This window comes from Bradyrhizobium sp. HKCCYLRH2047 (assembly GCF_051168175.1).
Classification (GTDB): Bacteria; Pseudomonadota; Alphaproteobacteria; order Rhizobiales; family Xanthobacteraceae; genus Bradyrhizobium.
On record NZ_JBNPUM010000003.1, the window covers coordinates 555,782 to 581,382 of the forward strand.

24 protein-coding genes are annotated in these 25,601 nt (G+C 66.7%); 12 read left to right on the plus strand and 12 right to left on the minus strand.

Annotated features, from left to right (window positions below):
• Positions 1-168: 168 nt before the first annotated feature.
• From alaS to ACQR1D_RS09855, 4 genes are all read left to right on the plus strand, one after another.
• Positions 169-2,850 (plus strand): alanine--tRNA ligase, encoded by a 2,682-nt coding sequence (gene alaS / locus ACQR1D_RS09840; RefSeq protein ID WP_434893861.1) that lies wholly within the window; start codon positions 169-171, stop codon positions 2,848-2,850.
• Positions 2,851-2,852: 2 nt separating this feature from the next.
• Positions 2,853-4,082: a cyclic nucleotide-gated ion channel gene (locus tag ACQR1D_RS09845; protein ID WP_434837890.1), complete on the plus strand. Its 1,230-nt coding sequence runs from the start codon at positions 2,853-2,855 to the stop codon at positions 4,080-4,082.
• A gap of 763 nt (positions 4,083-4,845) precedes the next feature.
• Positions 4,846-5,052, plus strand: coding sequence for a hypothetical protein (locus ACQR1D_RS09850; protein ID WP_434887710.1), 207 nt, complete (start codon positions 4,846-4,848; stop codon positions 5,050-5,052).
• A gap of 334 nt (positions 5,053-5,386) precedes the next feature.
• Positions 5,387-5,644, plus strand: a complete 258-nt coding sequence (locus ACQR1D_RS09855; RefSeq protein ID WP_434887709.1) for a hypothetical protein — start codon at positions 5,387-5,389, stop codon at positions 5,642-5,644.
• 14 nt (positions 5,645-5,658) lie between these two features.
• Here the strand turns inward: ACQR1D_RS09855 and ACQR1D_RS09860 are convergent, their stop codons facing one another.
• Positions 5,659-6,165, minus strand: a complete 507-nt coding sequence (locus ACQR1D_RS09860; RefSeq protein WP_434887708.1) for a hypothetical protein — start codon at positions 6,163-6,165, stop codon at positions 5,659-5,661.
• 390 nt (positions 6,166-6,555) lie between these two features.
• Between ACQR1D_RS09860 and ACQR1D_RS09865 the strand changes: the two genes are divergently transcribed.
• Complete coding sequence (locus ACQR1D_RS09865; RefSeq protein ID WP_316182525.1) at positions 6,556-7,902, plus strand: carbohydrate porin; 1,347 nt, start codon at positions 6,556-6,558, stop codon at positions 7,900-7,902.
• A 195-nt stretch (positions 7,903-8,097) separates the two neighbouring features.
• Entirely contained in the window at positions 8,098-9,297 is a 1,200-nt protein-coding gene (locus ACQR1D_RS09870; protein WP_434893823.1) for an adenylate/guanylate cyclase domain-containing protein, read from the plus strand.
• A 36-nt stretch (positions 9,298-9,333) separates the two neighbouring features.
• On the opposite strand, the gene ACQR1D_RS09875 is transcribed toward ACQR1D_RS09870, so the two are convergent.
• From ACQR1D_RS09875 to ACQR1D_RS09900, 6 genes are all read right to left on the minus strand, one after another.
• Complete coding sequence (locus ACQR1D_RS09875) at positions 9,334-10,341, minus strand: hypothetical protein (RefSeq protein ID WP_434893822.1); 1,008 nt, start codon at positions 10,339-10,341, stop codon at positions 9,334-9,336.
• A 127-nt stretch (positions 10,342-10,468) separates the two neighbouring features.
• Positions 10,469-10,876 (minus strand): hypothetical protein, encoded by a 408-nt coding sequence (locus ACQR1D_RS09880; RefSeq protein WP_434893821.1) that lies wholly within the window; start codon positions 10,874-10,876, stop codon positions 10,469-10,471.
• The gene (locus tag ACQR1D_RS09885) at positions 10,873-11,160 is read right to left on the minus strand and encodes a DUF3303 domain-containing protein (protein WP_316182532.1); all 288 of its coding nucleotides are present in this window, start codon (positions 11,158-11,160) and stop codon (positions 10,873-10,875) included. The genes ACQR1D_RS09880 and ACQR1D_RS09885 overlap by 4 nt, the downstream gene beginning before the upstream one ends.
• A gap of 116 nt (positions 11,161-11,276) precedes the next feature.
• Positions 11,277-12,689 (minus strand): TolC family outer membrane protein, encoded by a 1,413-nt coding sequence (locus ACQR1D_RS09890; RefSeq protein ID WP_434893820.1) that lies wholly within the window; start codon positions 12,687-12,689, stop codon positions 11,277-11,279.
• A 249-nt stretch (positions 12,690-12,938) separates the two neighbouring features.
• Positions 12,939-13,718 (minus strand): enoyl-CoA hydratase, encoded by a 780-nt coding sequence (locus ACQR1D_RS09895; RefSeq protein WP_315804244.1) that lies wholly within the window; start codon positions 13,716-13,718, stop codon positions 12,939-12,941.
• A gap of 83 nt (positions 13,719-13,801) precedes the next feature.
• Positions 13,802-14,191: a hypothetical protein gene (locus ACQR1D_RS09900; protein WP_315804243.1), complete on the minus strand. Its 390-nt coding sequence runs from the start codon at positions 14,189-14,191 to the stop codon at positions 13,802-13,804.
• Positions 14,192-14,528: 337 nt separating this feature from the next.
• Between ACQR1D_RS09900 and ACQR1D_RS09905 the strand changes: the two genes are divergently transcribed.
• Both ACQR1D_RS09905 and ACQR1D_RS09910 read left to right on the plus strand, forming a co-directional pair.
• A complete protein-coding gene (locus ACQR1D_RS09905) occupies positions 14,529-15,074 on the plus strand; it encodes a sigma-70 family RNA polymerase sigma factor (RefSeq protein WP_315804242.1) in 546 nt (181 codons plus the stop codon).
• Positions 15,075-15,076: 2 nt separating this feature from the next.
• Positions 15,077-15,715 carry a DUF1109 domain-containing protein gene (locus tag ACQR1D_RS09910; RefSeq protein WP_315804241.1) on the plus strand — a complete coding sequence of 213 codons (639 nt, stop codon included), beginning with the start codon at positions 15,077-15,079 and terminating at the stop codon, positions 15,713-15,715.
• A 5-nt stretch (positions 15,716-15,720) separates the two neighbouring features.
• Here the strand turns inward: ACQR1D_RS09910 and ACQR1D_RS09915 are convergent, their stop codons facing one another.
• On the minus strand, positions 15,721-16,830 hold the full coding sequence (locus ACQR1D_RS09915; protein ID WP_434837897.1) for a DUF2336 domain-containing protein: 1,110 nt from the start codon (positions 16,828-16,830) through the stop codon (positions 15,721-15,723).
• Positions 16,827-17,990: a GGDEF domain-containing protein gene (locus tag ACQR1D_RS09920; protein WP_434837898.1), complete on the minus strand. Its 1,164-nt coding sequence runs from the start codon at positions 17,988-17,990 to the stop codon at positions 16,827-16,829. The genes ACQR1D_RS09915 and ACQR1D_RS09920 overlap by 4 nt, the downstream gene beginning before the upstream one ends.
• A gap of 322 nt (positions 17,991-18,312) precedes the next feature.
• Here ACQR1D_RS09920 and ACQR1D_RS09925 point away from each other — a divergent pair, with 322 nt between their 5' ends.
• The 4 genes from ACQR1D_RS09925 to ACQR1D_RS09940 all read left to right on the plus strand — a co-directional run bounded on the left by ACQR1D_RS09925 (position 18,313) and on the right by ACQR1D_RS09940 (position 22,480).
• Positions 18,313-18,882: a sigma-70 family RNA polymerase sigma factor gene (locus ACQR1D_RS09925; RefSeq protein ID WP_008961196.1), complete on the plus strand. Its 570-nt coding sequence runs from the start codon at positions 18,313-18,315 to the stop codon at positions 18,880-18,882.
• Positions 18,879-19,718 carry a hypothetical protein gene (locus ACQR1D_RS09930; protein WP_434837899.1) on the plus strand — a complete coding sequence of 280 codons (840 nt, stop codon included), beginning with the start codon at positions 18,879-18,881 and terminating at the stop codon, positions 19,716-19,718. Before ACQR1D_RS09925 ends, ACQR1D_RS09930 begins: the two co-directional genes overlap by 4 nt.
• Positions 19,719-19,751: 33 nt before the next feature.
• Positions 19,752-21,395: a S8 family serine peptidase gene (locus tag ACQR1D_RS09935; RefSeq protein ID WP_315804237.1), complete on the plus strand. Its 1,644-nt coding sequence runs from the start codon at positions 19,752-19,754 to the stop codon at positions 21,393-21,395.
• A 467-nt stretch (positions 21,396-21,862) separates the two neighbouring features.
• The gene (locus ACQR1D_RS09940) at positions 21,863-22,480 is read left to right on the plus strand and encodes a TIGR03809 family protein (protein ID WP_315804236.1); all 618 of its coding nucleotides are present in this window, start codon (positions 21,863-21,865) and stop codon (positions 22,478-22,480) included.
• A 4-nt stretch (positions 22,481-22,484) separates the two neighbouring features.
• Here ACQR1D_RS09940 and ACQR1D_RS09945 read toward each other — a convergent pair whose 3' ends face one another.
• The 3 genes from ACQR1D_RS09945 to meaB all read right to left on the minus strand — a co-directional run bounded on the left by ACQR1D_RS09945 (position 22,485) and on the right by meaB (position 25,601).
• The gene (locus ACQR1D_RS09945; protein ID WP_434837900.1) at positions 22,485-23,858 is read right to left on the minus strand and encodes a TIGR03808 family TAT-translocated repetitive protein; all 1,374 of its coding nucleotides are present in this window, start codon (positions 23,856-23,858) and stop codon (positions 22,485-22,487) included.
• A 112-nt stretch (positions 23,859-23,970) separates the two neighbouring features.
• Positions 23,971-24,621 (minus strand): pyroglutamyl-peptidase I, encoded by a 651-nt coding sequence (locus ACQR1D_RS09950; protein WP_315804235.1) that lies wholly within the window; start codon positions 24,619-24,621, stop codon positions 23,971-23,973.
• Positions 24,618-25,601 (minus strand): methylmalonyl Co-A mutase-associated GTPase MeaB, encoded by a 984-nt coding sequence (gene meaB / locus ACQR1D_RS09955; RefSeq protein WP_316238696.1) that lies wholly within the window; start codon positions 25,599-25,601, stop codon positions 24,618-24,620. Before meaB ends, ACQR1D_RS09950 begins: the two co-directional genes overlap by 4 nt.

A 25,601-nucleotide genomic window follows, 5' to 3' on the forward strand; every position in this document is an offset into this window, starting at 1 on the left:
GACCAAACACCAGCCCGCGCAAGCTGTCAACGCGTCACGGCGGCTTTCAACCAGCTTTAGGAGCCGTGCAGCAAGCCCATGATGTTTCTGCACAGTTTCTGGACACGCGAAGTCGCCTTGTCTAAAAGCATTGCCGCCGAATTCCCGGACTTCTTCGATTGGATTGCTATGAGCGGCGTCAACGAGATCAGGTCGACCTTCCTCAATTTCTTCGCTGCGAACGGCCACGAGATCGTGCCGTCCTCGCCGCTCGTGCCGCGCAACGACCCGACTTTGATGTTCACGAACGCCGGCATGGTGCAGTTCAAGAACGTCTTCACCGGCGTCGAGAAGCGGCCCTACAACCGCGCCACGACGTCGCAGAAGTGCGTCCGCGCCGGCGGCAAGCACAACGACCTCGACAATGTCGGCTACACCGCCCGGCACCACACCTTCTTCGAGATGCTCGGCAACTTCTCCTTCGGCGATTACTTCAAGGAGAACGCCATCGAGCTCGCCTGGAAGCTGGTCACCAAGGAGTTCGGCCTCCCGAAGGACAAGCTGACCGCGACCGTCTACATCGACGACGACGAGGCGTTCGGGCTCTGGAAGAAGATCGCCGGCCTGCCGGAATCGCGCATCATCCGCATCGCCGGTTCGGACAATTTCTGGCAGATGGGCGACACCGGCCCGTGCGGCCCGTGCTCGGAGATCTTCTACGACCACGGCGACAAGATCTGGGGCGGCCCGCCGGGATCGCCGGAGGCGGACGGCGACCGCTTCATCGAGATCTGGAACCTCGTGTTCATGCAGTACGAGCAGCTCGAGGGCGGGGTCCGCAATCCCCTTCCGAAGCCGTCGATCGACACCGGCGCGGGCCTCGAGCGCGTCGCCGCGGTGCTGCAGGGCAAGCACGACAATTACGACATCGACCTGTTCGTCGCCCTGATCCGCGCCATCGCCGACCTCACCAATGCCGACCCGCAGGGGCCGCAGAAGGCGTCGCTTCGCGTGATCGCCGACCATTTGCGCGCCTCGTCGTTCCTGATCTCGGACGGCGTGCTGCCGTCCAACGAGGGCCGCGGCTATGTGCTGCGCCGGATCATGCGCCGCGCGATGCGCCACGCCCAGCTGCTCGGCGCCCGTGAGCCGCTGATGCACAAGCTCGTCGGCACGCTCTCGCGCGAGATGGGCCAGGCCTATCCCGAGCTGATCCGTGCCGAGGCGCTGATCAAGGAGACGCTGCGGCTCGAGGAGACCCGCTTCCGCAAGACCCTGGAGCGCGGGCTGGCTATCCTCGACGAGAAGTCGGCCTCGCTCTCGAAGGGCGACATGTTCGACGGCGACGTCGCCTTCACGCTGTACGACACCTACGGCTTCCCGCTCGATCTCACCCAGGACGCGCTGAAGTCGCGCGGCATCAGCGTCGACCAGGCCTCCTTCACCGATGCCATGGACCGCCAGCGGGCCAAGGCGCGCGCGGCGTGGGCCGGAAGCGGCGAGGCGGCGACCGAGACTGTCTGGTTCCCGCTGCGCGAGAAGCTCGGGGCCACCGAGTTCCTCGGCTATGAGACCGAGACCGCGGAGGGCGCGGTGACCGCGCTGGTCAAGGACGGCGCTGAGGTTGACAGCCTCAAGGCCGGCGAGACCGGCGTCATCGTGCTGAACCAGACGCCGTTCTATGGCGAGTCCGGCGGCCAGGTCGGCGACACCGGCGTGATGACCGGCGACGGCGTCCGCGTCCGTATCACCGACACCCAGAAGAAGGCCGGCGACCTGTTCGCGCATATCGGCACGGTGGAGCAGGGCACGCTCAAGCTCGGCACCGCGCTGCAGCTCGACGTCGATCACTCCCGGCGCTCGGCGATCCGCGCCAATCACTCCGCGACCCATATCCTGCACGAGGCGCTGCGCCAGGTGCTCGGCGACCACATCGCCCAGCGCGGCTCGCTGGTCTCTCCGGACCGCCTGCGCTTCGACTTCGTCCATCCGAAGCCGATCACCCCGGAGGAGCTCGCCCGCGTCGAGGACATCGCCAACGACGTCGTGCTCGAGAATGCCGAGGTCACGACCCGGCTGATGGGCCTCGACGATGCCCGCGAGGCCGGCGCTCGCGCGCTGTTCGGCGAGAAATATGGCGACGAGGTCCGCGTCGTCTCGATGGGCAACGCCGCGCGCGACCACGGCGCCAATGCCATGGGCTGGTCGGTCGAGCTGTGCGGCGGCACCCATGTCAGGCGCACCGGCGACATCGGCCTGATCGCGGTCACCTCGGAGAGCGCTGTCGCGTCCGGCGTCCGCCGCATCGAGGCACTGACGGCGCGCGGCGCGCGGGCGCATGCCAACCACAATCTCTCGCTCGCCAAGGCGGCGGCAGCCGAGCTGCGCACCACGGTCGAGGATGTGCCAGCGCGCATCACCGCGCTGATGGAGGAGCGCAAGAAGCTCGAGCGCGAGCTGTCGGACGCGCGCAAGAAGCTCGCGATGGGCAGCGGCACCTCGATGGGCAACGGCTCGCCGGCGGCCGGGATTCGTGACGTCTCCGGTATCAAGCTGATGGCCCGCGCCGTCTCCGGAATCGAGATGAAGGACCTCAAGTCGCTCGCCGACGAGGCCAAGAAGCAGCTTGGCTCCGGTGTGGTCGCGCTGGTCGCGACCTCCGAGGACGGCAAGGCCGGCGTCGTGGTCGGCGTCACCGCCGATCTCACATCGCGCTTCAATGCGGTCGACCTCGTGCGCGCCGCGTCCGAGGCGCTCGGCGGCAAGGGCGGCGGCGGCCGTCCTGACATGGCCCAGGCCGGCGGCCCGGACGGCACCAAGGCGGAGGCTGCGCTGGCCGCGATCGAGAGCGCGATCGGCCGGGACGGCTGACCGTGCCGCCGCTCGGGCCGGGCGAGAGCGTTCGCGATCCCGATCTGCGCGACCGGCTGTACGAGCTGCTCGAGCACGACCATCTGCCGAGCACGCACGGCTCGCGCGTCGTCCAGTTCATCGTGCTCGTCATCACGCTCGACGTGCTGGCGGTGGTGCTGGCCTCGGACCCGGACATCGCGGCCGCCATTGGCGGACTGCTGCGCGCGATCAAGGTCTGTTCGCTGATCGTGTTTGCCGCGGAGTATGTCGCTCGGCTCTGGAGCGTGGCGGGGCACATGCCGCGGCGCCAGTCGCCGCACCGCGAGCGGCTCGCCTACGCGTTGTCCGCGCTCGGCCTGATCGATCTCCTGTCCTTCGTGCCGGCGTCCATCGCGCTCGTGCTCGGCGATCGCACGCTGGAAGCGCTGTGCATCGTGCTGCCGTTCCTGAAGCTGGTGCGCTATTCGCCGGCGCTGCGCTCGCTGCTGTCGGCGGTGCAGGCCGAGCGGCGCATCCTGATCGGCTGCCTCGTCATCCTGGCCGGCGCGGTGCTGCTGTTCGCCTCACTGCTCTACGCGGTCGAGCGCGACGTCCAGCCCGACAAGTTCGGCACCATCCCGCATGCGATGTGGTGGGCGATCGTGACGCTCGGCACCGTCGGCTATGGCGACGTCGTGCCGGTGACGCCGCTCGGCCGCATCATCACGGTGTTCGCGATCATCTGGGGCTTTGCCATGATCGCGCTGCCGGTCGCGATCATCTCCACCGCGTTCGCCGAGGAGATCAAGCGGCGCGATTTCGTCGTCACCTGGGGCATGCTGGCGCGGGTGCCGCTGTTCTCGCATCTTTCGGCGTCCGAAATCGCCGACATCATGCGGCTGTTGCGTGCGCGTACGATCGAAGCCGGCGAGGTGCTGGTGCGGCGTGGCGATCCGGCGTCCTCGATGTATTTCATCACCACGGGCGAGGTCGAGATCGAGCTGCCGACGCAATGCGTCAAGCTCGCCGACGGCACCTTCTTCGGCGAGATCGCGCTGCTGCACCGGACCAAGCGCTCGGGCACTGTGACGGCGACGCGCAAGACCCGGCTGCTGGTGCTCGACGCGCAGGATTTCCATGCGCTGATCGCGCGCATGCCGGCGCTCGCCGCGCATGTCCGGACCATCGCCAAGGCGCGCATGGCCGATTCCGGCGATCTTGCCCTCGCCGAGCTGTCGCAGGCCGAACGCGACGACCAGCCGGACGCGTAGGACGCTGCTCCCGGATCGCTCGCAGTCCCCCGTCCCATCTTCCAACCAGTCAAACAGCCGGGCGTGCACACACGGTCCCGCGGCGCGGTCGCGCCCGGGGGATGCGGAAAGCATTCGCCCTCGAAAGACGATGAGGGCGCAGGGAATGCCGGGTGAGGGCCTCACCCATGGCCCGCCTGCGGAAAAAATGCAGGCGGCAGGTACCACAGGCAAAGCCGGTTCATCCGGCATTCCCTGCGCGGCGGTTTTAACGCTTATACGCGATCTCCTCGGTGCACCGGGCTTGTTGGCCACCGTTCGCACAATGCGCTTCAAGCGCATCGCGCGGGACATCAGCATCGGGATGCCAGGACCACGCGACTTCACGTCCGCGAGCGCATCATTCGTCCGCACCCGAAAGCGCGCTGATGTCCTCACGTCCACCGCATTGCCGGCCCAACGTCTCGTGACGACGCGTACGCCCCTCATCCGGACCGGAACGCGGATAGAATAGACATGATTTGCTGATTTTCGGAAGTGATTTATTTTTGCGCGAAGCTCTTGAAACGAAAGATGTGGCTGAACGGAATGGGAAAATGGAAGCATTGACGCAGGCGATTTTGACCCGTGATCAGGAACGGTCCCGTGCTTTCGTCGGCGCGATAATGCCCGCCCGGCAAAATCGGCCAAGCTCGATGCCTCGTCGAAGATGGCGGCCGATCTCGCAATTCCACCGGGAGGTGCTACCTTTATGTTTCAGGCTCCGTTCTCTCGGAAAGGACCAATGTCGCAAATCAAGTCTCGGGTCGTCCCGTCGGCGCTGCCGCCCAGTGAAGCCGAGCTTGCGGATTGGCAGGCATTGAGTCGCGAGGAGCAGATCGCTCGCTTCAAAGAGTTCTTCGCGCACCCTGATTGCGAGACGTTCACTGCCGAGACTGCTGAGGACATCATCGCGGCTGCTCGGCAGCGTGTTGCTGCGCGCCGTGGGTAGCTATCGCCTCACCATTCGAGCACGCGATCAACTCGCTCAGATCTACGAATACACCGAACTGCAATTTGGTGCTTACCAGGCGGAAGCCTACGCGCGTCCAGGCTGATCCGGACCTTCGAGCTGCTCTCAGATTCCCGGCCAAAGGTCAATGAGCCGAGGACTTCCGGCGCGGGCTACGACGGTTTCGATTCCAGGCGCATGTCGTCTACTACACGATATCGGCTGATGTGGTCGAGATCCGGGGTGTAGTGCTCCACGCGTGCCAAATCAGATCCAGTCTGTTTGATTGACGCAGTCGGCAGGCCGGGGACTCCATCCAGAACGGGAGAACTCCGTGTTTACCCAAACCATCGCGGCGGCAGGCAATACCGAAATTCCGGCATATCTGACGCTGATCAAGCTCGGATACGAAATCGATCGTCGCTATGAGAGCGACGGCGAACTCTGGAGCGCAACGAAGGGGACGCTTCAACTCGTCGCCGAGAGCCCCCTGCAGTTGCTTGGACTTGCGTTGATGTACATGGAGCGCGGCGCCGACTGGCAGGCAGATGACGACGAGATCGATGCCTTCCTAAAGCGATTCTACCCGTGAGGTCGCGTTGTGATTCATGGAGGCCATTCGCCGGCCAGCATTGCAGCCCGTTCATCTTCCGTGAATTCGATCGCAATGCGTCCCAGCGCGCGTTGGCCGCGCGCGATCGCTATAACGCCGAGGAGTTGGCTGACAACGTCGGCATCCTGCGCCGTGGTGAGGTCGCGGAGTGCCATGTGGAGCAATTGGCCCCACGCCGCTTCGTAGCTCTCGCGCAGGTCAGCCGGCATCGCCGGATTGCGAGAGCCGTCTCGCGCAAGCTCGATGATCGCGATCATCGTGTAGGTCTGCCAGTCGGCAACACCGCGGCGCTCGCGAATTCGGACCAGACCGGGTACGGCGGCGAAGGATGCTTCGCCGACGTCACCTTGGTGGTGCAGCTCATTCCAGAGTTCGTCCCAGGCTGAGCTATCGCCACCTTCGAGGCGTTGCAGGGCTGGGCGCGGGTCGTAGGGAACGCGATAGCCGCCGAGGAGGCTGGCCCAGCGCGCTTCTGACAAATCGGGGTCTGACACTTTCATGCAGCAAGTCTCGTCCAGCTTGGGCGTGATCTCATGCGAGCTGAAAGGCGCAGGTCAACAGCCACGCCACGGTTCTCCAAATTGGTTGCCTTGTCGTGCGTCCGACGCATCCCGAGAGCCGCAACGGCGCGGAACACAATATTCCGCAATGCGGTATGTGACACTCATGTCACACTTACGGTTATACCGACTCCCCAATATAATATGACTATTCAAAGGCACCTCGGCGCTTGCTAGGATCGCCTTCCAATCTCAGGTTGACGAATGCGCTCCTCGAATGGGCGGCGGCCGGGATTGAGCCGTGGGGAAGCGCGTGCCGGGACGGAGGCTCTGGGCCGGACGCGACAGAACAACAGCCAGAGCCTGGGGACGCTGCGAGGAGCAGGAAAAATGAGTGGGTTTGCGACGACCGCACGCATGTGCGGCGTAGGGGTTGCTTTGTCTTGTTTGTTGGGCGGCGGTGCGCTCGCTGCCGATCTGCCGATGAAGGCGCCGCCGGTTCCCTATGCCGGTGTCGATGATTTCTGGACGCGGCCGTATCTGTTCGGCGATCTCGGCCGGACCAGGCTGAAGGAGCAGGGCATCTCGCTCGCGCTCACGCTCGGCGACGAAGCCGTCACCAATCTGTCAGGTGGCTCGCGCAACACCGCGGCCAATGCCGGGCAATTGTGGTTCGAGGCCAAGTTCGACATGGCCAAGCTCGCCGGCATCCAGGGCGGCCTGATCGGCGTGACGCTGGTCGACCGCTTCGGCAAGAATCTCAACAGCGAAGCCGGCATTCCGGCGCTGCAGCTGACCAACGAGGTGTTCGGCCGCGGCAACATCCTGCGCCTCACCGAGTTCTACTATCAGCAGAAGCTGTTCGACGACCGCCTCGTGCTCAAGGGCGGCCGGCTGCCGGTCGGCTCCGACTTCTTCTTCGGCCAGTGCGAGTTCATCAACCTGACCTTCTGCGGCGGCCAGCCGGGCAACATCCAGGGTGGCTACATCTACAACTGGCCCGTGAGCCAGTGGGCCGGCGTCGTGCACTACAACTTCACCAAGGAGTGGAAGCTGTCGGTCGGCGTCTACGATGCCAATCCGAACTACCTGACGACGTCGGACGCGGGCGTGTATCTCGCGCCGGGCATCGCGCGCTCCAATCCGGCCTCGGGCGTCCTGGTGCCGGTCGAAGTGGTGTGGGAGCCGAGCGGTCCGCTCAACGGCACCTGGCGCTTCGGCGGCTGGTATGACAGCGCTTCGACCATCGACGGCGGTCTGCCCGGCATCACCGGGGTCTACGCCGGCGGTCCCGGCGTGGGCGATCAGAACCTCAGCAGCCAGCGCGGCCGCTACGGCTTCTACGAATCGATCCTGCAGCGGCTGACCGTCGAGGGTCCGAAGGCGCAGGGCTGGTATACCTTCCTCAACACCAGCGTGGCCGATCACCGCACGTCCTATCAGGATTACCAGATCTCCTGGGGCGTCAAGCACACCGGCACCTTCTCGTTCCGTCCCGACGACGAGGTCGGCTTCGCGGTCGGCACCACGCATGTCAACTCGGCGGCGCTGACGCCGAATGCAGGCGGCAACGAAGTGCCGATCGAAGCCTGGTATGGCTGGCAGGCGACCGGCTGGATGAACCTGAAGTTCGACGCCCAGTATGTCATCAATCCGGGCGGACGCGGCTTCAACGCCGCCGGCCTGAAGACCGGCAATGCGGTGGTGCTCGGCCTGCGGACGGTGGTGCATTTCTGAGAAGCCTGTCAGGCGAGGGGCGGATGTGCAGCATCCGTCCCTCGCTGGGCTGAGACGATGAGCCGTCCTTTGCCGGCGCCGAACCTGGTGGGCCTGCCCATCGGGGTAGGGGCGCGATGCGTTGGTATCGGTTGACTCTTTTGCGCTGCGACACGACATCTCCCTGGCATTGCCGCGCCGGCCCAGGAGACCGCCATGACCGCAACCGACGTCCGTCTCGCCGCCGGCCAGCGCCTGGGCGACGAGGTCGTGGACTGGCTCACCAGCGGCACCCGCGACGAACGCTTCATCGACAACATCTTCGCGCAGATGTGCATCCGCCTGCAGCGCGCCGGAATCCCGGTGAAGCGCGCGTCGCTGCACGTGCAGATCAACCATCCGCAATGGCTCGGCGCGCGCATCCTGTGGAGCGACGGGATGGAGAGCTCCGAGATCAATCGCGTCGACTATGACGTCGGCTCGCGTTCCGAGTTCATCGGCAGCCCGGTGAGCGAGGTCTACAACGGCGCCGACGAGATCCGTGAAAACCTGGCGCGTGATCCCGCGCTCGGCCGGCAGCATGGCATCTATGACGACATGCGCGCGCAGGGGCTGACCGACTATGTCGCCTGGCCGATCTTTCACACGCTCGGCAAGCGCCACTGCGTGACCTTCGCGACCGACCAGCGCGGCGGCTTCGATCATGCCGAGATCGGCGCCCTGAAGCGGCTGCTGCCGGTGCTGGCGCTGGTCAGCGAGATCCGCATCAAGAACCGGCTGGCGCGCACCCTGCTCGAGACCTATGTCGGGCCGCATGCCGGCGAGATGGTGCTGGCCGGCGCGACCCGACGCGGCAGCGGCGAGACCGTGAGCGCCGCGATCATGATCTGCGATCTCCGCGACTTCACCAAGATCTCCGACAATTGGCCGCGCGACGACGTGATCGATCTCCTCAACGGCTATTTCGACGCGATGGTCGAGCCGATCACAGAGCATGGAGGCGAGATCCTGAAGTTCATCGGCGACGGCCTGCTCGCCATCTTTCCGCTTAGCCAGCCCGGCGCCTGCGAGAACCTGCTGCACGCGGTCACCGGCGCCAGGCAGGCGATGGCGGAGCTCAACGCGCGGCATGCGGAAGGCGGCCGTGCGCCGCTGCGCTACGGCATCGGCATCCACGTCGGCGACGTCATGTACGGCAACATCGGCTCGCGCAAGCGGCTGGATTTCACCGTGATCGGACCCGCGGTCAACATGGCTTCGCGCATGGAGGCGCTGACCAAGCAGGTCGGTCGTCCCGTGCTGATGTCGCGGGCCTTCGCCGAACTCGTCGAAGGCCCGTTCGCGCTCGAACGCGTCGGCGAATACCCGGTGCGCGGCTTCAACGACCCGATCGAGCTGTTTGCGTTCGAGGGGTAGGGCGTCGTACGAGCTGTGCCGTGCTCACGGCATGGCTCAGCGGCCGAACTCGTCCTGAAGCCGCAGGAATGTCTCGGTCGGGCGATCATAGCTGACGAGCCTGACGTCGAGTTCGAAGCTGGACGCCAGCAGCAGCGCGCGGCGCAGCGCGTCCTCGATCCAGCTCTCCTCATTGCCGAATGCGCCGCCGCCGACGCTGGTGAGCAGGGCAATGTTCGAGCCGCGTGTCGCGTTGAGGACCGCCGCCCAGATCGTTGCCTCGTAGCTGGCCTCGAGGATCAGGCGAGCGAATGTCTGCCAATATCGGGGGGCAGGGGAGCAGTAGGCCACGGGGAGCGCAGAGCAGAAGGCCTGTGACACTGTCGGTCGGGGCTCGCCCGTGTCGGTCAGCTCGACGTCGGAATGCAGGCCGATCCGAAGGTGTCCGCGCAATGCGTCGATCTCATCGCCATCGCTTGCGTCGAGGATGGCCGTGATGGTCTCGAGTCCGGTCCGCGTGCACAGGGCGTACCCGTTCGTCATCGCCCAAAGCTCGCCGCCGCGGGATAGACGGGACTTCAGAGCCGCCCCGACATCTGCGAGCGCGTCGAGCTGACGGTCGCGGGTCTGGCCCGATTCACCGCCGACCGGGGCAAAGTAGTTGCGATAGATCGTTGCGGCGCCGGCGGCGATCGCGCAGGCCGGCCCCTGCGTCGGATCATGCTGGTAGATCGTCACGCCGTCTTCCGGGGTCGCGTGGGGGCCGATCATCTCCAGCAGATTGAACTGAGAGGCGACCTGGAACAGGGCGCCGGCGAACTCCGGGACCAGATGAAGGGTGCGGACATCGCCGCTGACGAGACTCACGCCGAGCCGCCCGGTTCGACAGGCCGAGTCTTGGACCCTGGTCCGGAGCTCCGACAATTTCGGAAGCTCCAGCCGCCCGGTCTGGTAGCTCTTGCCATTGACCAGAGACGTCAGCCGTCCGTCTTCGCAGGCCAGTCTGGCGCGCGTCGAGGCATAGTCGGTCTCCTTGAAGCCGGTCAGGCGTTCGAACCAGTCCACGACATCAGCCTTTCGTTTTTGCTAGCCGACAAGATACGGCGAAATCGCCTCGGCGTCTGACGTTCGCGCGAGACGCAGTGTAGGCCATCGCAGCTCGCCGCAGCAATGAACGACTCTGTCGCCGTGCCTAGAGGATTCGCAGCGGCCGCCACCAGACGAGGCTCGGCGCGAACAAGGCCACAGCGAGCGCAAATGCGCCCCCGGCAATACAGATCGTGACGATGGCGCGCGGCGACAGGCCGCGGGCCTGCGGCAGGAATGTGAGCGCCCGGACGATCGCTCCGGTGATGAAGGCCGCTCTAGCGATCGGCAGCATCGGGATGTCGAGCAGATATTCGAGCGTACACGCGCGGCTGCAGCTGCCTTGCTCCAGCGTCCACCATTCTCGCAGGCCGCCGATCATTGTCGCCAGCGCGAGCAGCAGCGTTGCCGCCAGCAGCGCCCGCCACGATGGCATTAGCACCGCGATCGCATAGGAGATCAGGCAGACGGCGAGCATCTGCGTCAGGACGTCGAGCATCGTCGCGCGACTCAACTCTCATCCAGGAACGGCGCCACCACCTCGCGCGTCTCCGCGCTGGTGACCACCGGGACGATCTCGAACGTCATGCCGGTGTCGCGGGCGTTGGACAGGATCCATTGCTGCAGCAGGCGGGCGTCGTTGCATTCCATCAGTTGGAAGCAGCGGTCGAAATTCGGCTCGATCCAGCTGCCGAGATATTTCAAGCCGTCGGGAAAGGTGATGCCGGGGTCGCGAACGCGACGGTAGACGGGAATCGGATCGCGGTCCTTGAAACGCTCGATCACCATGAACAGCATGCGCGCCTCCGCCTGGGTCCGGCGCAGAGTGTGGACGGAATCGAGCAGGTGTTCCAGGTCTCGCGCGTGGCCTCGCGGTCTGAAAGACCGGCTGCGGCACCGGCGGTGAGGGAGCTCTACTGTCCCGACGGCGTGCGCAGGCCATGCCAGGCGTCGCGCACCTGATGGTAGTGAACCTCGGGCAGATAGTCCGGCGTATTCAGATTGAGATTCTTGACGTCGAGCCGGCCGACCGCGCTGAGCAGCGTGTAGGAGGCGATGACGCGGTCGCGCTGCGCGCCGATCAGCCGCGCCTTGGCCTGGATCAGATCGGCCTGCGAGTTGAGCACGTCGACGGTGGTGCGCTGGCCGCCCTGGGCCTCGCGCGAGACGCCCTGCAGCGCGACGGTGGCGGCCTTCACCTCGGCCTCGGAGGCGCTGACGGCGACCTTGGCGCCTTCATTGGCGACCCAGGCGCTGACCGCCGCGGTGCGGGCCTGGTTGCGGACCTGGTCGAGCACGAGGCGGCTCTGCGCCGCGAGCTCCTTGCTCTGGCGGGTCTGCGACGCGGCGGTGCCGCCGTCATAGATCGGCGCGGTGACGCTGCCGACGATCGAGGCCTGGTCGGTGCCGAAGGTGCCGAGCGTCTGATCCGAATCGCGGCTGCGGCTGACATTGCCTTGCAGGGTCACGGTCGGCAGCAGCGCGCCCTCGGCGACCTTGATCGAGGTCGAGGCCACGTCGACGTCGAAGCTCGCCGCAGCCACCGCTGGATTTTCCTTGTTGCCAAGCGCAATCGCGTCCTCGCGGCTGCGCGGCAGCAGGCGATCGATCGGGTCGGCCGCGCGCAGCTGGCCCGGCGCCATGCCGATGACCTGGGCATAGGTCGCCTGGCTGATGGCGAGGTTGACCTCGGCGGCGTTGAGGTCGGACTGGCCGCGCGCCAGCCGCGCCTCGGCCTGCGAGGCGTCGGTCGGCGTGACGTCGCCGGCATTGAGGCGGCGCTGCGTGACGGAGAGCGTCTCGCGCAGGAAGGCGACGTTGGAGCGCTGCGCCTCGACCAGCGACTGGTTGGCGAGCACGTTGGTGTAGGCGGTGACGGCGTCGAGCAGCACGCCCTGGCCGACATTGCGTAGCGCCTCGCGGCCCGACTGCACCTGCAACTCGGCCATGCGGACGCTGTTGGCGGTCCGGAAGCCGTTGAACAGCGTCTGCGTCACGGTGACGCCGATGGTCCAGGGCTTCAACGTTGCGGTCTGGATCGTGTTGTTGGGCAGCAGATTGCGCACCGCCTGTAGGCCGGCGCCGAGGCTTGCGATCAGTTGCGGGCGATAGCCGGCGAGCGCCTGCGGCACGTTCTCGTCGGTGGCGCGCTGGCGCGCGCGCTCGGCGTTCAGCGCCGGATTGGTCTGATAGGCTTTCACGAGCGCGGCCGCGAGATCCTCGGCGCGCGCGGGCGAGCAGATGACGGCAAGGCTGGCGGCCAGGATCAGGCCGATCCGCCGCGCATGCACCTTGCCGACGCCAAATTGTTTGGCTCGACCCACCATCCGACTCCGCCGCGTCTCACTGTCTTAACCAGTTGTTTACCTGTTTAGGGCGGATGGCGGCCACACACAAACCGCGGATGTGGAATCCGGCGGGCTTTTCCATGATTTGTTGTGGCGTGCTCGCCACAGACCGTTTGTCGCAGTGCTGCGACATGGCCGCGCAAATACGCGCTTGGTAAGCGGGTGAGGTGCACCCGCCGACGCGAGAGGCCGAGCGATTCGTTCAGCTGCGAGTGACCCGCAGCCATCTCACCGGTTCTTATTCACCGGCTTGCGCTTCTCGATGAACGCGGCCATGCCCTCGGCGCGGTCTTCCAGCGCGAAGGTGGCGTGGAACAGGTTGCGCTCGACATTCATGCCTTCGGACAGCGGGGTCTCGAAGGCGCGGTTGACGGCCTCCTTGGCCATCGCCGCTGCCGGGCGCGACATCGATGCGATCTTCTCCGCCGCGGCCATCACCTCGTCCATCAATTTGTCGGCCGGCACGATGCGGCTGACGAGGCCGGAGCGTTCGGCCTCGGCCGCATCCATCATGCGGCCGGTGAGGCAGAGGTCCATCGCCTTGGCCTTGCCGATCGCGCGCGTCAGGCGCTGGGTGCCGCCAATGCCCGGGATGGTGCCGAGCGTGATCTCGGGCTGGCCGAATTTGGCGGTGTCGGCGGCGATGATGAAGTCGCACATCATCGCGAGCTCGCAGCCGCCGCCGAGCGCATAGCCCGAAACCGCAGCGATCGTCGGCTTGCGGCAGCGCGCGACGCGGTCGCCGCCGATCGCGGTGAAGTCGCTCGAGAACATGTCGATGAAGCTCTTGGGCTGCATCTCCTTGATGTCGGCGCCGGCGGCGAACGCCTTCTCGCTGCCGGTGATCACGATGCAGCCGATGGCATCGTCGGCCTCGAGATCGTCGACGGCTGCGGCGATCTCGCGGAAGACGCCGAACGACAGCGCGTTGAGCATCTTCGGCCGGTTCAGGGTGATGATTCCGACCGCGCCTTTGCCTTCGACGATGATGTGCTCGTAAACGCTCATGATCCCACCCCGCAAATCAAAACAGCGGGCAATGTGCCCGCTGGATCGTTACGCATCAAGTAGGTGGGGCGCCGCGCGGCGCCTCAGATCATGAACATCCGCGCCGCCGAGCCCAGGGTGAGCAGGGTGCCGCAGGCGATGAAGATCTTGCCGATGATCGAGGCCTTGTCCCAGCCCGAGCTGTCGTCATTGCTGACCGTGACCATGTTCACGGTGACGTCCGAGGCCGCCGGCGCATCGCTCGGCGCGGCGTCGGCCGATTCCGCCGCAGGCGCGGCCTGAGCCTGGGCCTCGGCCGGCATCGGCGCCGGGAATCCGTCCTGCTTCGCTGCCGGGGCGCTCTCGGCCCCCACCGGCAGGAACGGACTGTAGCTCTGCTGTTCGGCCGCGCGCGCCAATCCAGTGCCAACGAGGCCCAGAACGAACGCGGCGGCAATGATCAATGCTGAACGTCCACTGGCTTGGATCGTCATCGTCGGCTTCTCCCCATCCCGCCAGCCCAAGCCGGAGTGAGACCCCGACAGATGTCGAGAACGGGGCAGAAAATGGGTATCTTCCTGCCGCTCACGGCAAAAGCTGGGCGGCGCCGCACTTTGCGGCGCGGCCCATTAAACCTGATCATGCGCCGTTCGATTCGGTGCTATGGAGCGGTTCCAAGGAAACTGTTCCAAGACTTGCCCGGTGGCGTGCTCTCGGTGTGGCGTAACTCGGATGGTTCCGAGGCCAATGTCCGCATCACGAATTAGTGATCATGATGCCGCGAGAGTAACAAGCTGACGATTCGGGCGAATTGCTGGGGGTGGAGCGGAATTGCGGGAGCGTGACGACGAGTGGACGGGCTGGATGCGCCAGGCCGTCGCCGGTGACGACGAGGCCTATCATCGCCTGCTGAGGGCGGTCACGCCGGTGTTGCGCGCAGCATCACGGCGCGGGCTGGCGCGCGCCGGCCAGCCCCCCGACCAGGCCGAGGACATCGTGCAGGAAATTCTGTTGGCGGTTCATCTCAAGCGGCACACCTGGGACGTCGATGCGCCGTTCGCGCCCTGGCTGTTCGCGATCGCGCGCAACAAGCTGATCGACATGCTGCGCCGGCGCGGCCGCCGGGTGTTCGTCGACATCGACGATTTCTCGGAGACGCTGGCCGACGAGCCTCCGGCACCCACCGTCTCGGCCGGCGAGGTCGAGGCGCAGCTGAAGACGTTGCCGCAGCGCCAGCGCGACGTGCTGCAGTCGATCGCGGTCGAGGCCGCCTCGATCAAGCAGACCGCGGAAAAGTTTTCGATGAGCGAGGGCGCGGTGCGGGTGGCGCTGCACCGGGCACTCGCAAGCCTCACGGCCAAGCTACGGGATACCTGACCATGGACACCGATCAGCTCATCCGCACCCTCGCGGCCGACAATGCGCAGCGCGCGCAGCCGGTCGGCATCGTGCTGGCGCTGGCCCTGATGGCGGCAACGCCGGTCTCGACCGCGATGCTGCTCATCGGCCTCGGCGTGCGGCCGGACATCTGGCTCGCGGTGCGCAATCCGTTCTTCGACCTGAAGTTCGTCGTCACCACGGCGCTGGCGATCCCGGCGCTGATCATCAGCCTGCATCTGTCGCGCCCCGAGGCCTCGCTGCAGGGCTGGAGCTGGCTCCTGATCGCGCCGATCGTGGTCCTCGTCGGCGGCATGGCGGCGGAGATGATGCTGCCGCAGCGCACGCCGATGATGGCGCGGCTGGTCGGCCACAATTCGATGGTGTGCATGAGCGCCATCCCCGTGCTGTCGCTGCCGCTGCTGGGCGCGGCGCTGTTCGGCCTGCGCCATGGCGCGCCGTCGCGTCCGGCGATGACCGGCGCGATCGCCGGGCTGGTCTCGGCGGGCATGGCGGCGACGCTCTATGCCGCGCATTGCACCGACGATTCGCCGCTGTTCGTGGCCACCTGGTACACGGTGGCGGCGCTGATCGTGGCCGGGCTCGGCGCGCTCATCGGCGCGAGGGTGCTGCGCTATTGAGCGCGCTACGCCTGCACCGGCGTCGCGGCGTCCTGCACGCGATGGAAGCGCAGCACCTGCTGCGCGGTGGACCGCCGGAGCCGTTCATAGGTGGCCTTGCAGGCGTCGAGATCGGCGGTCGCGGTGGTGGCGAGCTCATCGCGCATCAGGATGATCGACTTCACCGTCGGCCATGACAGGCCTGCGACCTTGGCGAGGATCATGACGCCCTCGGCGCGGCTTTCGATCATGATGCTCTCGGCGACCGCGACCGGCACGTTGGCCATGGCCGCAAGCGCCGCATTGGCCTCGTCGAACTTGCGCTGCTCGGTGAACTGCACGACGAGACGGTCGTCGAGCCGGCCCTCGGCATGCAGCGAGCGCACCAGCGCGTGCGCGATCTCGGTCTGGCTGGTCAGCGCCACCGCGCTCGATCGCGCCCGCCGGCCCGCCATGCGCACTGCCGAGGGGACCTCCTGCGCGAGCTTCGGATTTGCCGCCTCGAGCCGCGTGCGGACCGTGGCCGACGCCTTGGCGACCAGCTTCAGATAGAGGTGGCGCGGCAGATTGGGCCGCATGGCGAGGCAGGCGGCGAGGTTTTCGTCCAGCGCGGCGCGATCGACCAGCGTGTCGAGGCTGGCCTCCGAGACGTCGGCGCCGGGATTGCTGACGGTGCTGTGAACGACCTCGTCGTTGCCGCGCCTGAGCAGGATGTCGGTGACGGCGCGGCTGAGCACGCGCCGGAGCGAGATCGCGAGCAGATGCGCCTGGCTCTTGGTCTCGGCTGTGCGGATCAGCGCGGCCTCATCGAGCCGGTCGGACTTCGACAGCACGGGACCTGCGACATCGATGGCGTCGTCATCGGCCAGCCGGTGCAGCGTCCGCGGCGGCGCCGACGCCAGCGGCGCCAGCCGCCGCGCGAGCAGGGCGCGGGCCGAGATCTCGATGTGCTCGACCAGGCATTCGAACACGTCGTCGAACAGCGCGACCTGATCATCGGCGAAGTCCCTCGCGCCGTCGACGAACAGGTCCGTTACCTTGCGCAGGGTCTCGACCCGCCGGGCGACGGTGCCGTGCGCGAGCGTGTCCTCGAGCTCGTCGAGCAGGCTTTCGTTCGGGGCGGGTTTCGGGGTCATGCCGGGATGGCGCAGGCGCTGGTGACGCGATTGCGGCCCTGCGCCTTCGAGTCGTAGAGCGCGCGATCGGCCCGGGCGAGCAGCGAATCGGCGGTCTCGTCGCCGCGCGGGGTGGCCACGCCGGCCGAGAACGTGACCTGCAGGCCGGTCGAAAACGCGCTCCAGTCGAGGCCGGCGATGATCTGGCGCAATCGTTCGGTGAGCCGCGTCGCGGCGTCGGCCGGCGCGCCCGGCAGCACCAGCAGGAATTCCTCGCCGCCGTAGCGGCCGAAGCGGTCGCTGCCGCGAATGTTGGCGAAGATGGTGATGGCGAAGGTGCGCAGCACATCGTCGCCGGTCGGATGGCCATGCGTGTCGTTGATGCGCTTGAACCAGTCGAGATCGATCAGCACCACCGAGCAAGGCTGGCCGCCCTGCTGCGCCTGAGCGATCTCCTCGTCCAGCACATGCATGATCGAGTGCCGGTTCAGCGCGCCGGTGAGCTCGTCGAGCTCGGCCAGCTCCTCGATGCGGCGGTAGGCTTCCTTGAGCTTCTGTCCGCGCTGGTACAGCGTCTCGCGCAGGGCGCTGGAGAAGATGCCGAGGAACATGCAGCAGGCGATGGTGAGCAGGAAGACCAGCAGCGTCGCGAGCCGCTCGAGGCCGCTGCCGTGCGGCATGCCGAGCGGCTTGTCGGTGAGCAGGAACAATCCCGCCAGGCCGATCGCGAGGAACGTCCAGCAGATCGCGCTCTGGCGCGGCGTCGCCCGCAGCGAGGCAAAGGCGACGACGATGTACAGCGTGCATAGGAACAGGATGCTGACTTCGGGCGCGATGTAGCAGAACGCGACCGTGAGCATCATGCTGGCGAGCGATTGCGGCACCACGAGGTAGTGGTCGCGGAAACGGTCGTTGAAACCGCTCTCCGACAGGACGGTCCACAGCGCGACGGTGAGAATGCCGATCGCTGCGTAGGCTGGCGCGATCGTGACCGGGACGGTTCCCGCCTGGGCGTAGATCAGCAGGATGACGGCATCGATCAGGTAGCATCCGGCGACCAGCGCCAGCATCTGCCGGCGCCGTCCGGCTCGACGCGCGCGCAGGTCGCTGGACGGAGACGGCTGCGCGTCCCCGGCCTCAGCGATATCAGGACTGGGAAAAGGCGGTGCCGTCGTGCCCATGTGCTCGCGATTCTTCGTCGTTGGCTTAATATCTACGTGGGAAAGCATTTAACTTTGGTATCTATGGGCATGGACGAAGAGGCCGCCGCCGTGGTGCTGCGACCGGGAATCTACGGCTTTCAGGGCGGGTAGTTGGCGGGAACGGGCGGAACATGGTAGGCGGGAACCCGCTGGTCGCGATCGACCTGGGCGCTGCAGCGAAATCTGCAAGTCTGTGCGCCAACTCACATTTCGGGACGTATCTTTCCGGTATTTTGAAGATTTTTGCGGTTGTGTTCGAACCGCGACGTCAATCCTCCAGACCAATCTTGCGAGACGGCCATTGAGCGTGACAGCAGCGGCGTCAGATGAAACCCTGATTGCCCGGATCGCTCAAGGCGACCGGCTCGCCATGCAGGTGCTGTACGGACGGCACCATGTCAGGGTGTACCGTTTCGGGCTCCGGCTCGTGCGGGACGAGCAGGTCGCGGAAGACCTCATCAGCGAGGTCTTTCTCGACGTGTGGCGTCAGGCCGGCAAGTTCGAAGGCCGTTCTGCCGTCTCCACCTGGCTCCTGGCGATCACGCGGTTCAAGGCCCTGTCGGCACTTCGGCGCCGGAAGGACGTTGAGCTGGAAGACGAGGCCGCGAACGCGATCGAGGATACGTCCGACGATCCGGAGGTCGCGGTCCAGAAGAAGAATACCGGCGAAGCCTTGCGCAAGTGCCTGACGGCGCTTTCGCCTGATCACCGGGAGATCGTCGATCTCGTCTACTACCACGAGAAGTCCGTGGAGGAGGTGGCCGAGATCGTCGGAATTCCGGAGAACACCGTCAAGACGCGCCTGTTCTATGCGCGCAAGAAATTGGCCGAACTCCTGAAAGCGGCCGGCATTGAGAGAGGCTGGCCATGATGGCTTTGAGCAAGATGCTGGAGCAAGAGCCCGGAGAGATCGAACTCCTGCTGCCGTGGTATGCCGCCGGCACGCTGAATGCGCGCGACATGCGCCGGGTCGAGGAGGCTCTCGCCAACGATGCCGATCTGGCCAGGCAGTATGCGGAAATCCAGAAGGAATATGCCGAGACCATCGCGCTGAACGAAAGCCTCGGCGCGCCGTCGATGCGTGCGATGCAGAAGCTGTTCGCGGCGATCGAGGCGGATCCGGTGCAGAAGCCTGCCGCGCCGCGCGGCTTCAGCGCGCGGCTGATGGATTTCTTCGACAGCCTGTCGCCGCGGACCTTGGCGTGGACCGTCAGCCTCGGCGCGCTGCTGGTGCTGGCGCAGGCCGGCGTGATCGGCGCCGTGCTGATGCGCTCGCAGACCGCGACCTATCAGACCGCCTCGGTCCAGGACAAGACCGCCGCGCCCGAGCCCGCGAGCAAGCCGATGGCCGCGCCGCCGCCGAGCGCCGCTGCGCCGGCCCCGGCGGAGCGGGCGCCCGAGAGCATGACGCGGTCGCGGATGGCCGAAGCACCCGCGCCGGCCGCGCCGCTGATCCGCGGCCTTGGACCGCAGGTCGCCGGATCGACCGCGCCCGCCTATGCGCTGGTGCGGTTCGCGCCGGAGGCGCGCATGGCGGACATCTCGGCGCTGCTCGACAGCTACCAGGCCTCGATCGTCGAGGGCGCCAAGGGCGGCCTGTTCAAGCTGCAACTCGGCGACCGGCCGTTGTCGAAGGCCGAGGCCGACAGCCTGATCGGCCGTCTGGCGCGGGAGAAGATCGTCAGCCTCGCGGTGGCCGCGCAATAGGCCCGCGCCGTCCGAAATTCATTCGGAGGCTTCATGTCGTCGAGTTCGCCGCTACGCTTCGCCAGATCGGTTGCGATGCTGATCGTCGTCACAATGCCTGCTTTCGCAGGTGGCGACCTCAGTGCCCATGCCCAGGCGATGATGCGTTCGCCCACCATCAACATCCCGAGCCGGGTGCCGAGCATCAACCCGGGCACCGCGCTGCGCGCGCCGCCGCCGACCGGGATGGCGCCGCGCCCGGCCTTGCCCAATGCGCGATTTGCACCGAACCTGCAGGCGTCCTGCAACCCGGCGGATCGCAGCGTCTCGGGCGAATGTCTCGACCACCCGTCGGTGACGGGGGATGGGCAGGGTCGGCGAGCCCAGGGAAAATTGGACAAGGGCAGCTCCGCCAGGGTGACGCAGCGGCGCGAGCCGAAGGTTGCGGCCGCGGTCGATCTACGGACCATCGCCAACGAGATCGTCGCCGAAATCGATGACTCTCTCTCGACCGACCAGGCCGATGCGCTGGCGCGTCGCCATGGCCTGCAGCGCATCAGCTCGCAGCGCTTTCCGCTGATCGGCGCCACCATCGGTCTGTTCAGGATCACCGATCGCCGCTCGGTGCAGGCGGTCAGCCGTGCGCTCGCGGCAGATGCCAGGGTGCGTTCGGTGCAGCCGAACTATCGCTATACGCTGCAGCAGCAGAGCGCAGCACCCGTCGAGGGTGATCCGGCGCAATACGCGCTGGCGAAGCTGCGGCTGCCGGAAGCGCACAGGCTGGCCCAGGGCTCCAATGTCACCATCGCAGTGATCGATTCTGGGGTCGATCTCAGGCACCCGGAATTCGCCGACGCGTCGTTCGACGTGTTCGACGCGCTCGGCGGCGACGAGGGGCCGGATGTGCATGGCACCGGCATCGCCGGCGTGATCGTATCGCACAAGCGGTTGATGGGCAGCGCGCCCTATGCGCGGATCATCGCCATCCGTGCGTTCGGCGTCGGCAAGAAGGGCGGCGGGCCGGAGAGCAGCTCCTATGTAATCCTGAAGGCGCTGGACTACGCGGCCCTGCACGGCGCCCAGATCGTCAACATGAGCTTCGCCGGCCCGAAGGATGCGGTGATCGAGCGCGCGATCGCGGCCGTCGCTGCCAAGGGCGTCGTGATGGTCGCGGCCGCCGGCAATGCCGGCGCCAAGTCGCCGCCGCTCTATCCCGCGGGCAATCCAAACGTCATCGCCGTCAGCGCCACCGACGACAGGGACCAGCTGCTGCCGGCGTCGAACCGCGGCAACTACATCGCGCTGGCCGCGCCCGGCGCCGGGATATTCCTGCCGGCGCCCGACGGAAAATATCAGATCATCTCCGGCACCTCGTTTTCCGCGGCCTATGTCAGCGGGCTTGCGGCGCTGGTGCTGGAGCGCAATCCGGCGCTGAAGCCCGAGACGGTGCGGACCGTGCTGACGCGCACAGCGCGCGATCTCGGCACGCCCGGACGTGACGATCTGTTCGGAGCAGGGGAGGCGGATGCCCTCGCGGCGGTCCAGGCCGTGGTCTCGCCGCAGGATGCGCCTGCTGCTGCTGTGCCTTCCGCGGGGCTGCAAACGGAGCCCGCGGCGGCTCGCGAGCTGCGCCCGGCATCGGCCGCGGTGACAGAGGCATCTCCAGCCGGCGCCGCGCTCCGGCCCGCGCAGCAATGACGCCAACGTTTTCGTGAACGTTCCGAAATTCTCCCGCTCGCTTTGAACGTGCAGCGGGGCGGTCACGACAGAAAGCATGTGGGAGCGGTGATCCCCTCCCCAAGGCTATATACGGCGCGAGCGCCCATCCACCCCAAGCGCCCATATGGCTCGACCCGTCCGGTTGTCCCCCCGGACGGGTCTTTCATTTTGGGCGAGGTCGAAGCCCGGCAACGTCGACATCCGGCAGTGTCTCGCCCCCCGAGGGGAACATCTTTGGGTTATCTAGGGATGCCGTTGGTCGCGTTCGTGTTGCCGCGCCTGGCCAATGCCCGAAAAAACACGGACAAAATTTCCGCACGACTACGGTTTGGCCACCAAACAACATGGCATTAGCTAGACTTTGTTAACCTTTTCCACAAAATATTCACGTCACGTTGCGTTGATTCGTGCCGAGTGCGTCCGTCCCATTTTCTGCGGGCTCCCCTATGACACATCGACCGGACGTGGCTTGCAGCCGCGAACTGGCTGCGCGCTGGTGCGCGCTTGCCGAACGACGCCTCGACCATCTCACCGAGCTGTTCGATAGCGGCCGCTGGCGCCGCTACTACACCGAGCAGTCGTTTCTCGACGATCTCCGGCACGCCAAGGCTGCGGTGCAGACCTGGCAGGCCCTGTCCCGCGCCGAACCCGAGAGGGTGAGCATCGTGCCGAGTCAGAGGCCGGCCCCGGTGTTGGCCGCGCCACCGGCTCCCGTGCGCCTCGCCGAGCCGGAGCCGATCGCGCGCCACGTCCATCCGCACGAGCACCGGCCGATCGCTCTGCCGCGCTCGCTCGAAACCATCCTCGCGGCGTCCGAGATCATCGTCGAGTCCGAGGTCGAACTCGGCACAGAGGATCTGGAGCCCCATGAGGTTATCGAACCGGACCATGTCGCCGCAGACGACCTCGCCGCGGAACTGACCCTCGCGGCGCCGCGCATCGACATGTCGGCGCTAGAGCAGGCCTTGAGCATCGGCATCGAATCCGATGCGGAGTATGACGAGCCCGTTGTCGATCTCGACGCCATCGAGCGCCGCTATCCGGCGCTGGCGGTCGCGTACTAGTTTCTCATCGTGTGACGGCGTTGCCGTTGACGGTCAGCTGCGCAAAGCGCTGCGCGCCGTCCTGCGTCAGGTCCGAGGTGACCGGCTTGATGTGATCGAGCCCGATCACGGCGCCGCGCGGCGTGCCGGAGATCATGTTGTTGCTGACCATGGCCGTGCCCGCGCCTGGGACGACCGACACGCCGACGCCCGCCAGCGCATTGCGAATGACGTTGCCGGAGATCACGACGTCGCGCAGATAGCGGCCCCAGCCGGCGACGATGCCGTAGGACGGGGCGTTCTCGACCACGTTGCCGGTCACCGCGGAGTCCGCCTCGACATAGATGCCGATGCCGGCATCGTCGTCGGGTGCTGTGCCGATCGGCCGCTTCGGGATGAGGTTGCGGATGATGTTGCCCTGGACCACCGCGATGCGGCCGCCTTCGTTGAAGTTGCAGACGGAGACGCCGAAGGCGGCGCCGTCCACCGTATTGCCCGAAATCACGGCACCTTCGAACGCGAACTCGGAATAGAGCGCGACCTCGCGCACGTCGCTGACGCTGTTGCCGACGATCTGGATGTTGGAGGCCGAGTTGCCGCGCACCGCCGAGTAGTCGCAATTCCTGATGCGGTTGCCACTGATGATGACGTTGCCGGCGCGAAAGGCGTTGATGGCATTGCCGTACTGGCCCGAGCCGCCGGGGCCGGCCTTGATGTCCGCGATGAAGTTGTCGAGCACCATGGTGCCGTCGTCGCCGATCGCGGTGCGCAGGATCTCGATGCCGTTGTCGCGCGTGCCCTTGATGGTGTTGCGCGACACGATCAGGCCGAGGGCATCGAACGACACGATCGCGGTGACGGCGACGTCGGTCAGGACGTTGCCGCTGACATCGCCGGAGATCTGCTCGAGCCAGATGCCGCTGCCGCCGGAGCGCGTGACCTCGCAGTCCTGGACCCTGACATCGTTGCCGGCTGCAACGTGAAGCAGGCCGCGCCGCTGGGGCAGGGCGATGCCGCCGCCGTCGAGCGCGATGCCGCTGATACCGAGGCCATCGGCGCCTTCTGCCGAGAGCAGCGACGGGCCGCCGCCGGTGAACACGAGCTTCGTGGCGCCGCGGACGCCGACCAACTGGCTGCCTTTGGCGAGCCTGAGCATCGAGGTCCGGTAGGTGCCCGGCGGCAGCGCCAGCGGCGCCTGCGCCCGCGCCGCCTCGTCGATCGCGCGCTGCAGGGCACGGGTCTGGTCATCCGGGCTGTTGGGCTTGACGCCAAATTGGGTGGCGTCGCGGCCGAGCGTGGAGATCAGCGGGACAGCCTGCGCCGGTTCACTCGGCAGCGCCAGCACGGCGGCAGCGGCGGCCGCTGAAGTCCCGAGCAGGTTGCGGCGGTTGACGTCCATGATGTCAGGCTCGCGTTGGTCAGTTCTCGCTTGCCGAGATAACGCAAAAGCGCTCACGGCCGGCTTGGTCGGACGGTTGCAGCGGCTGTTTGTTGCGGGTAGGGTTAAATCTTTACGCTCGGCCTCGATGCCGCGCCAGCTTCACCAGCTCCATCAGCATGGCTTCGCCGGCATCGACCAGCGCGTCCAGCGTGATGCGGGGGCTGCCTTGTGGCAGTACCGTGCCGGAGCGCGGCAGCGGCGGGATGTGGATGAAGGCGGCGAGCCGCGGGCCGTCGGCGGCCCTGGTCGCCTCGATCGCGCGCCAGCTCAGATAGTTGCAAAGATAGCTGCCGGCATCGCGCGAAGCCCGCGCATCGATGCCGGTAGCGCGTGCCGCGCGCAGCAGTCGCGCCATGTGCGGGCCGAATAGCATCGGATGCGCGCCCGGGACGATCAGGCCCTTGCGCGCGACGTGGCGGTCGGCATCGGGAAAGGTGGTGGTGACCGCGTTGCGGGCACGGGTCTCGATCCGCAGATAGGATGTTCGTCCCGCGAGGCCGAACATCAACAGCGCATGCGGGCGCCGCTCGGCGATCAATGCGGGCAGCTCGCGATCGACGGTATCGTAGGTCACGTGAAAGATGTGGCTGGAGATGTCGACATCAGCCAGCGCCGGGCGCCGCAGCGCCGCGAGCCGTTTCACCAGCGGCATGGTCGGGTTGGACGGCGCGCCGGGAAACGGGCCGAATCCGGTGATCAGGAGGCGCAGCCGCTCGGTCAATTCAGCATCTCCGCAAGCTGCTCGGCGGCCAGCGCCGGCGCGACGCGGCCCTCGGCAACGTCGGTCTCCAGCTTCTTCACTTTCGTACGAATGGAGGGGTCGGTGCGCAGCCGGGCCATCAGGCGCTGCTCCAGCATGGTCCACATCCATTTCACCTGCTGGTCGCGGCGGCGCGCGGCGAACTCGCCGGACGCGACCATCGCCTTGCGATGATCGATCACCTTCTGCCACAGCTCGGCGATGCCCGTGCCTGATATCGCGGAGTAGGTGACGACCGGCGGATGCCAGTGCTCGGAGCGCGGGCTGAGCAGATGCAGCGCGCCGCGATAGTCGGCGGCGGTGATGTTGGCGCGCTTGATGTTGTCGCCATCGGCCTTGTTGATCGCGATCATGTCGGCGAGTTCGACCAGGCCTTTCTTGATGCCCTGCAGCTCGTCGCCGCCGCCGGGCAGCATCAGCGCAAGGAAAAAGTCGGTCATGTCGCAGACCGCGGTCTCGGACTGGCCGATGCCGACGGTCTCGACCAGGATCACGTCGAAGCCCGCAGCCTCGCACAGCAGCATCGCCTCGCGCGTCTTGGCGGCGACGCCGCCGAGCGTGCCCGACGAGGGCGAGGGGCGGATGAAGGCGTGCTCGTGATGGGACAATCGCGCCATCCGCGTCTTGTCGCCGAGGATCGAACCGCCGGTGCGCGCCGAGGACGGGTCGACCGCGAGCACCGCGACCTTGTGGCCCTGTCCGATCAGGTACATGCCGAGCGCATCGATCGTGGTCGACTTGCCGACGCCGGGCGAGCCGGTGATGCCGACGCGGATCGCGTGCCCCGTCTGCGGCAGCAGCGCCTGCACCAGCTCGCGCGCGGCGGCCTGGTGGTCGGCACGGCGGCTCTCGACCAGCGTGATCGCGCGCGCCAGCGCGGCGCGGCTGCCGGCGCGGAGCGCATCGGCCAATGAGGTGGTGTCGGTGCCCCGCGAGATCAT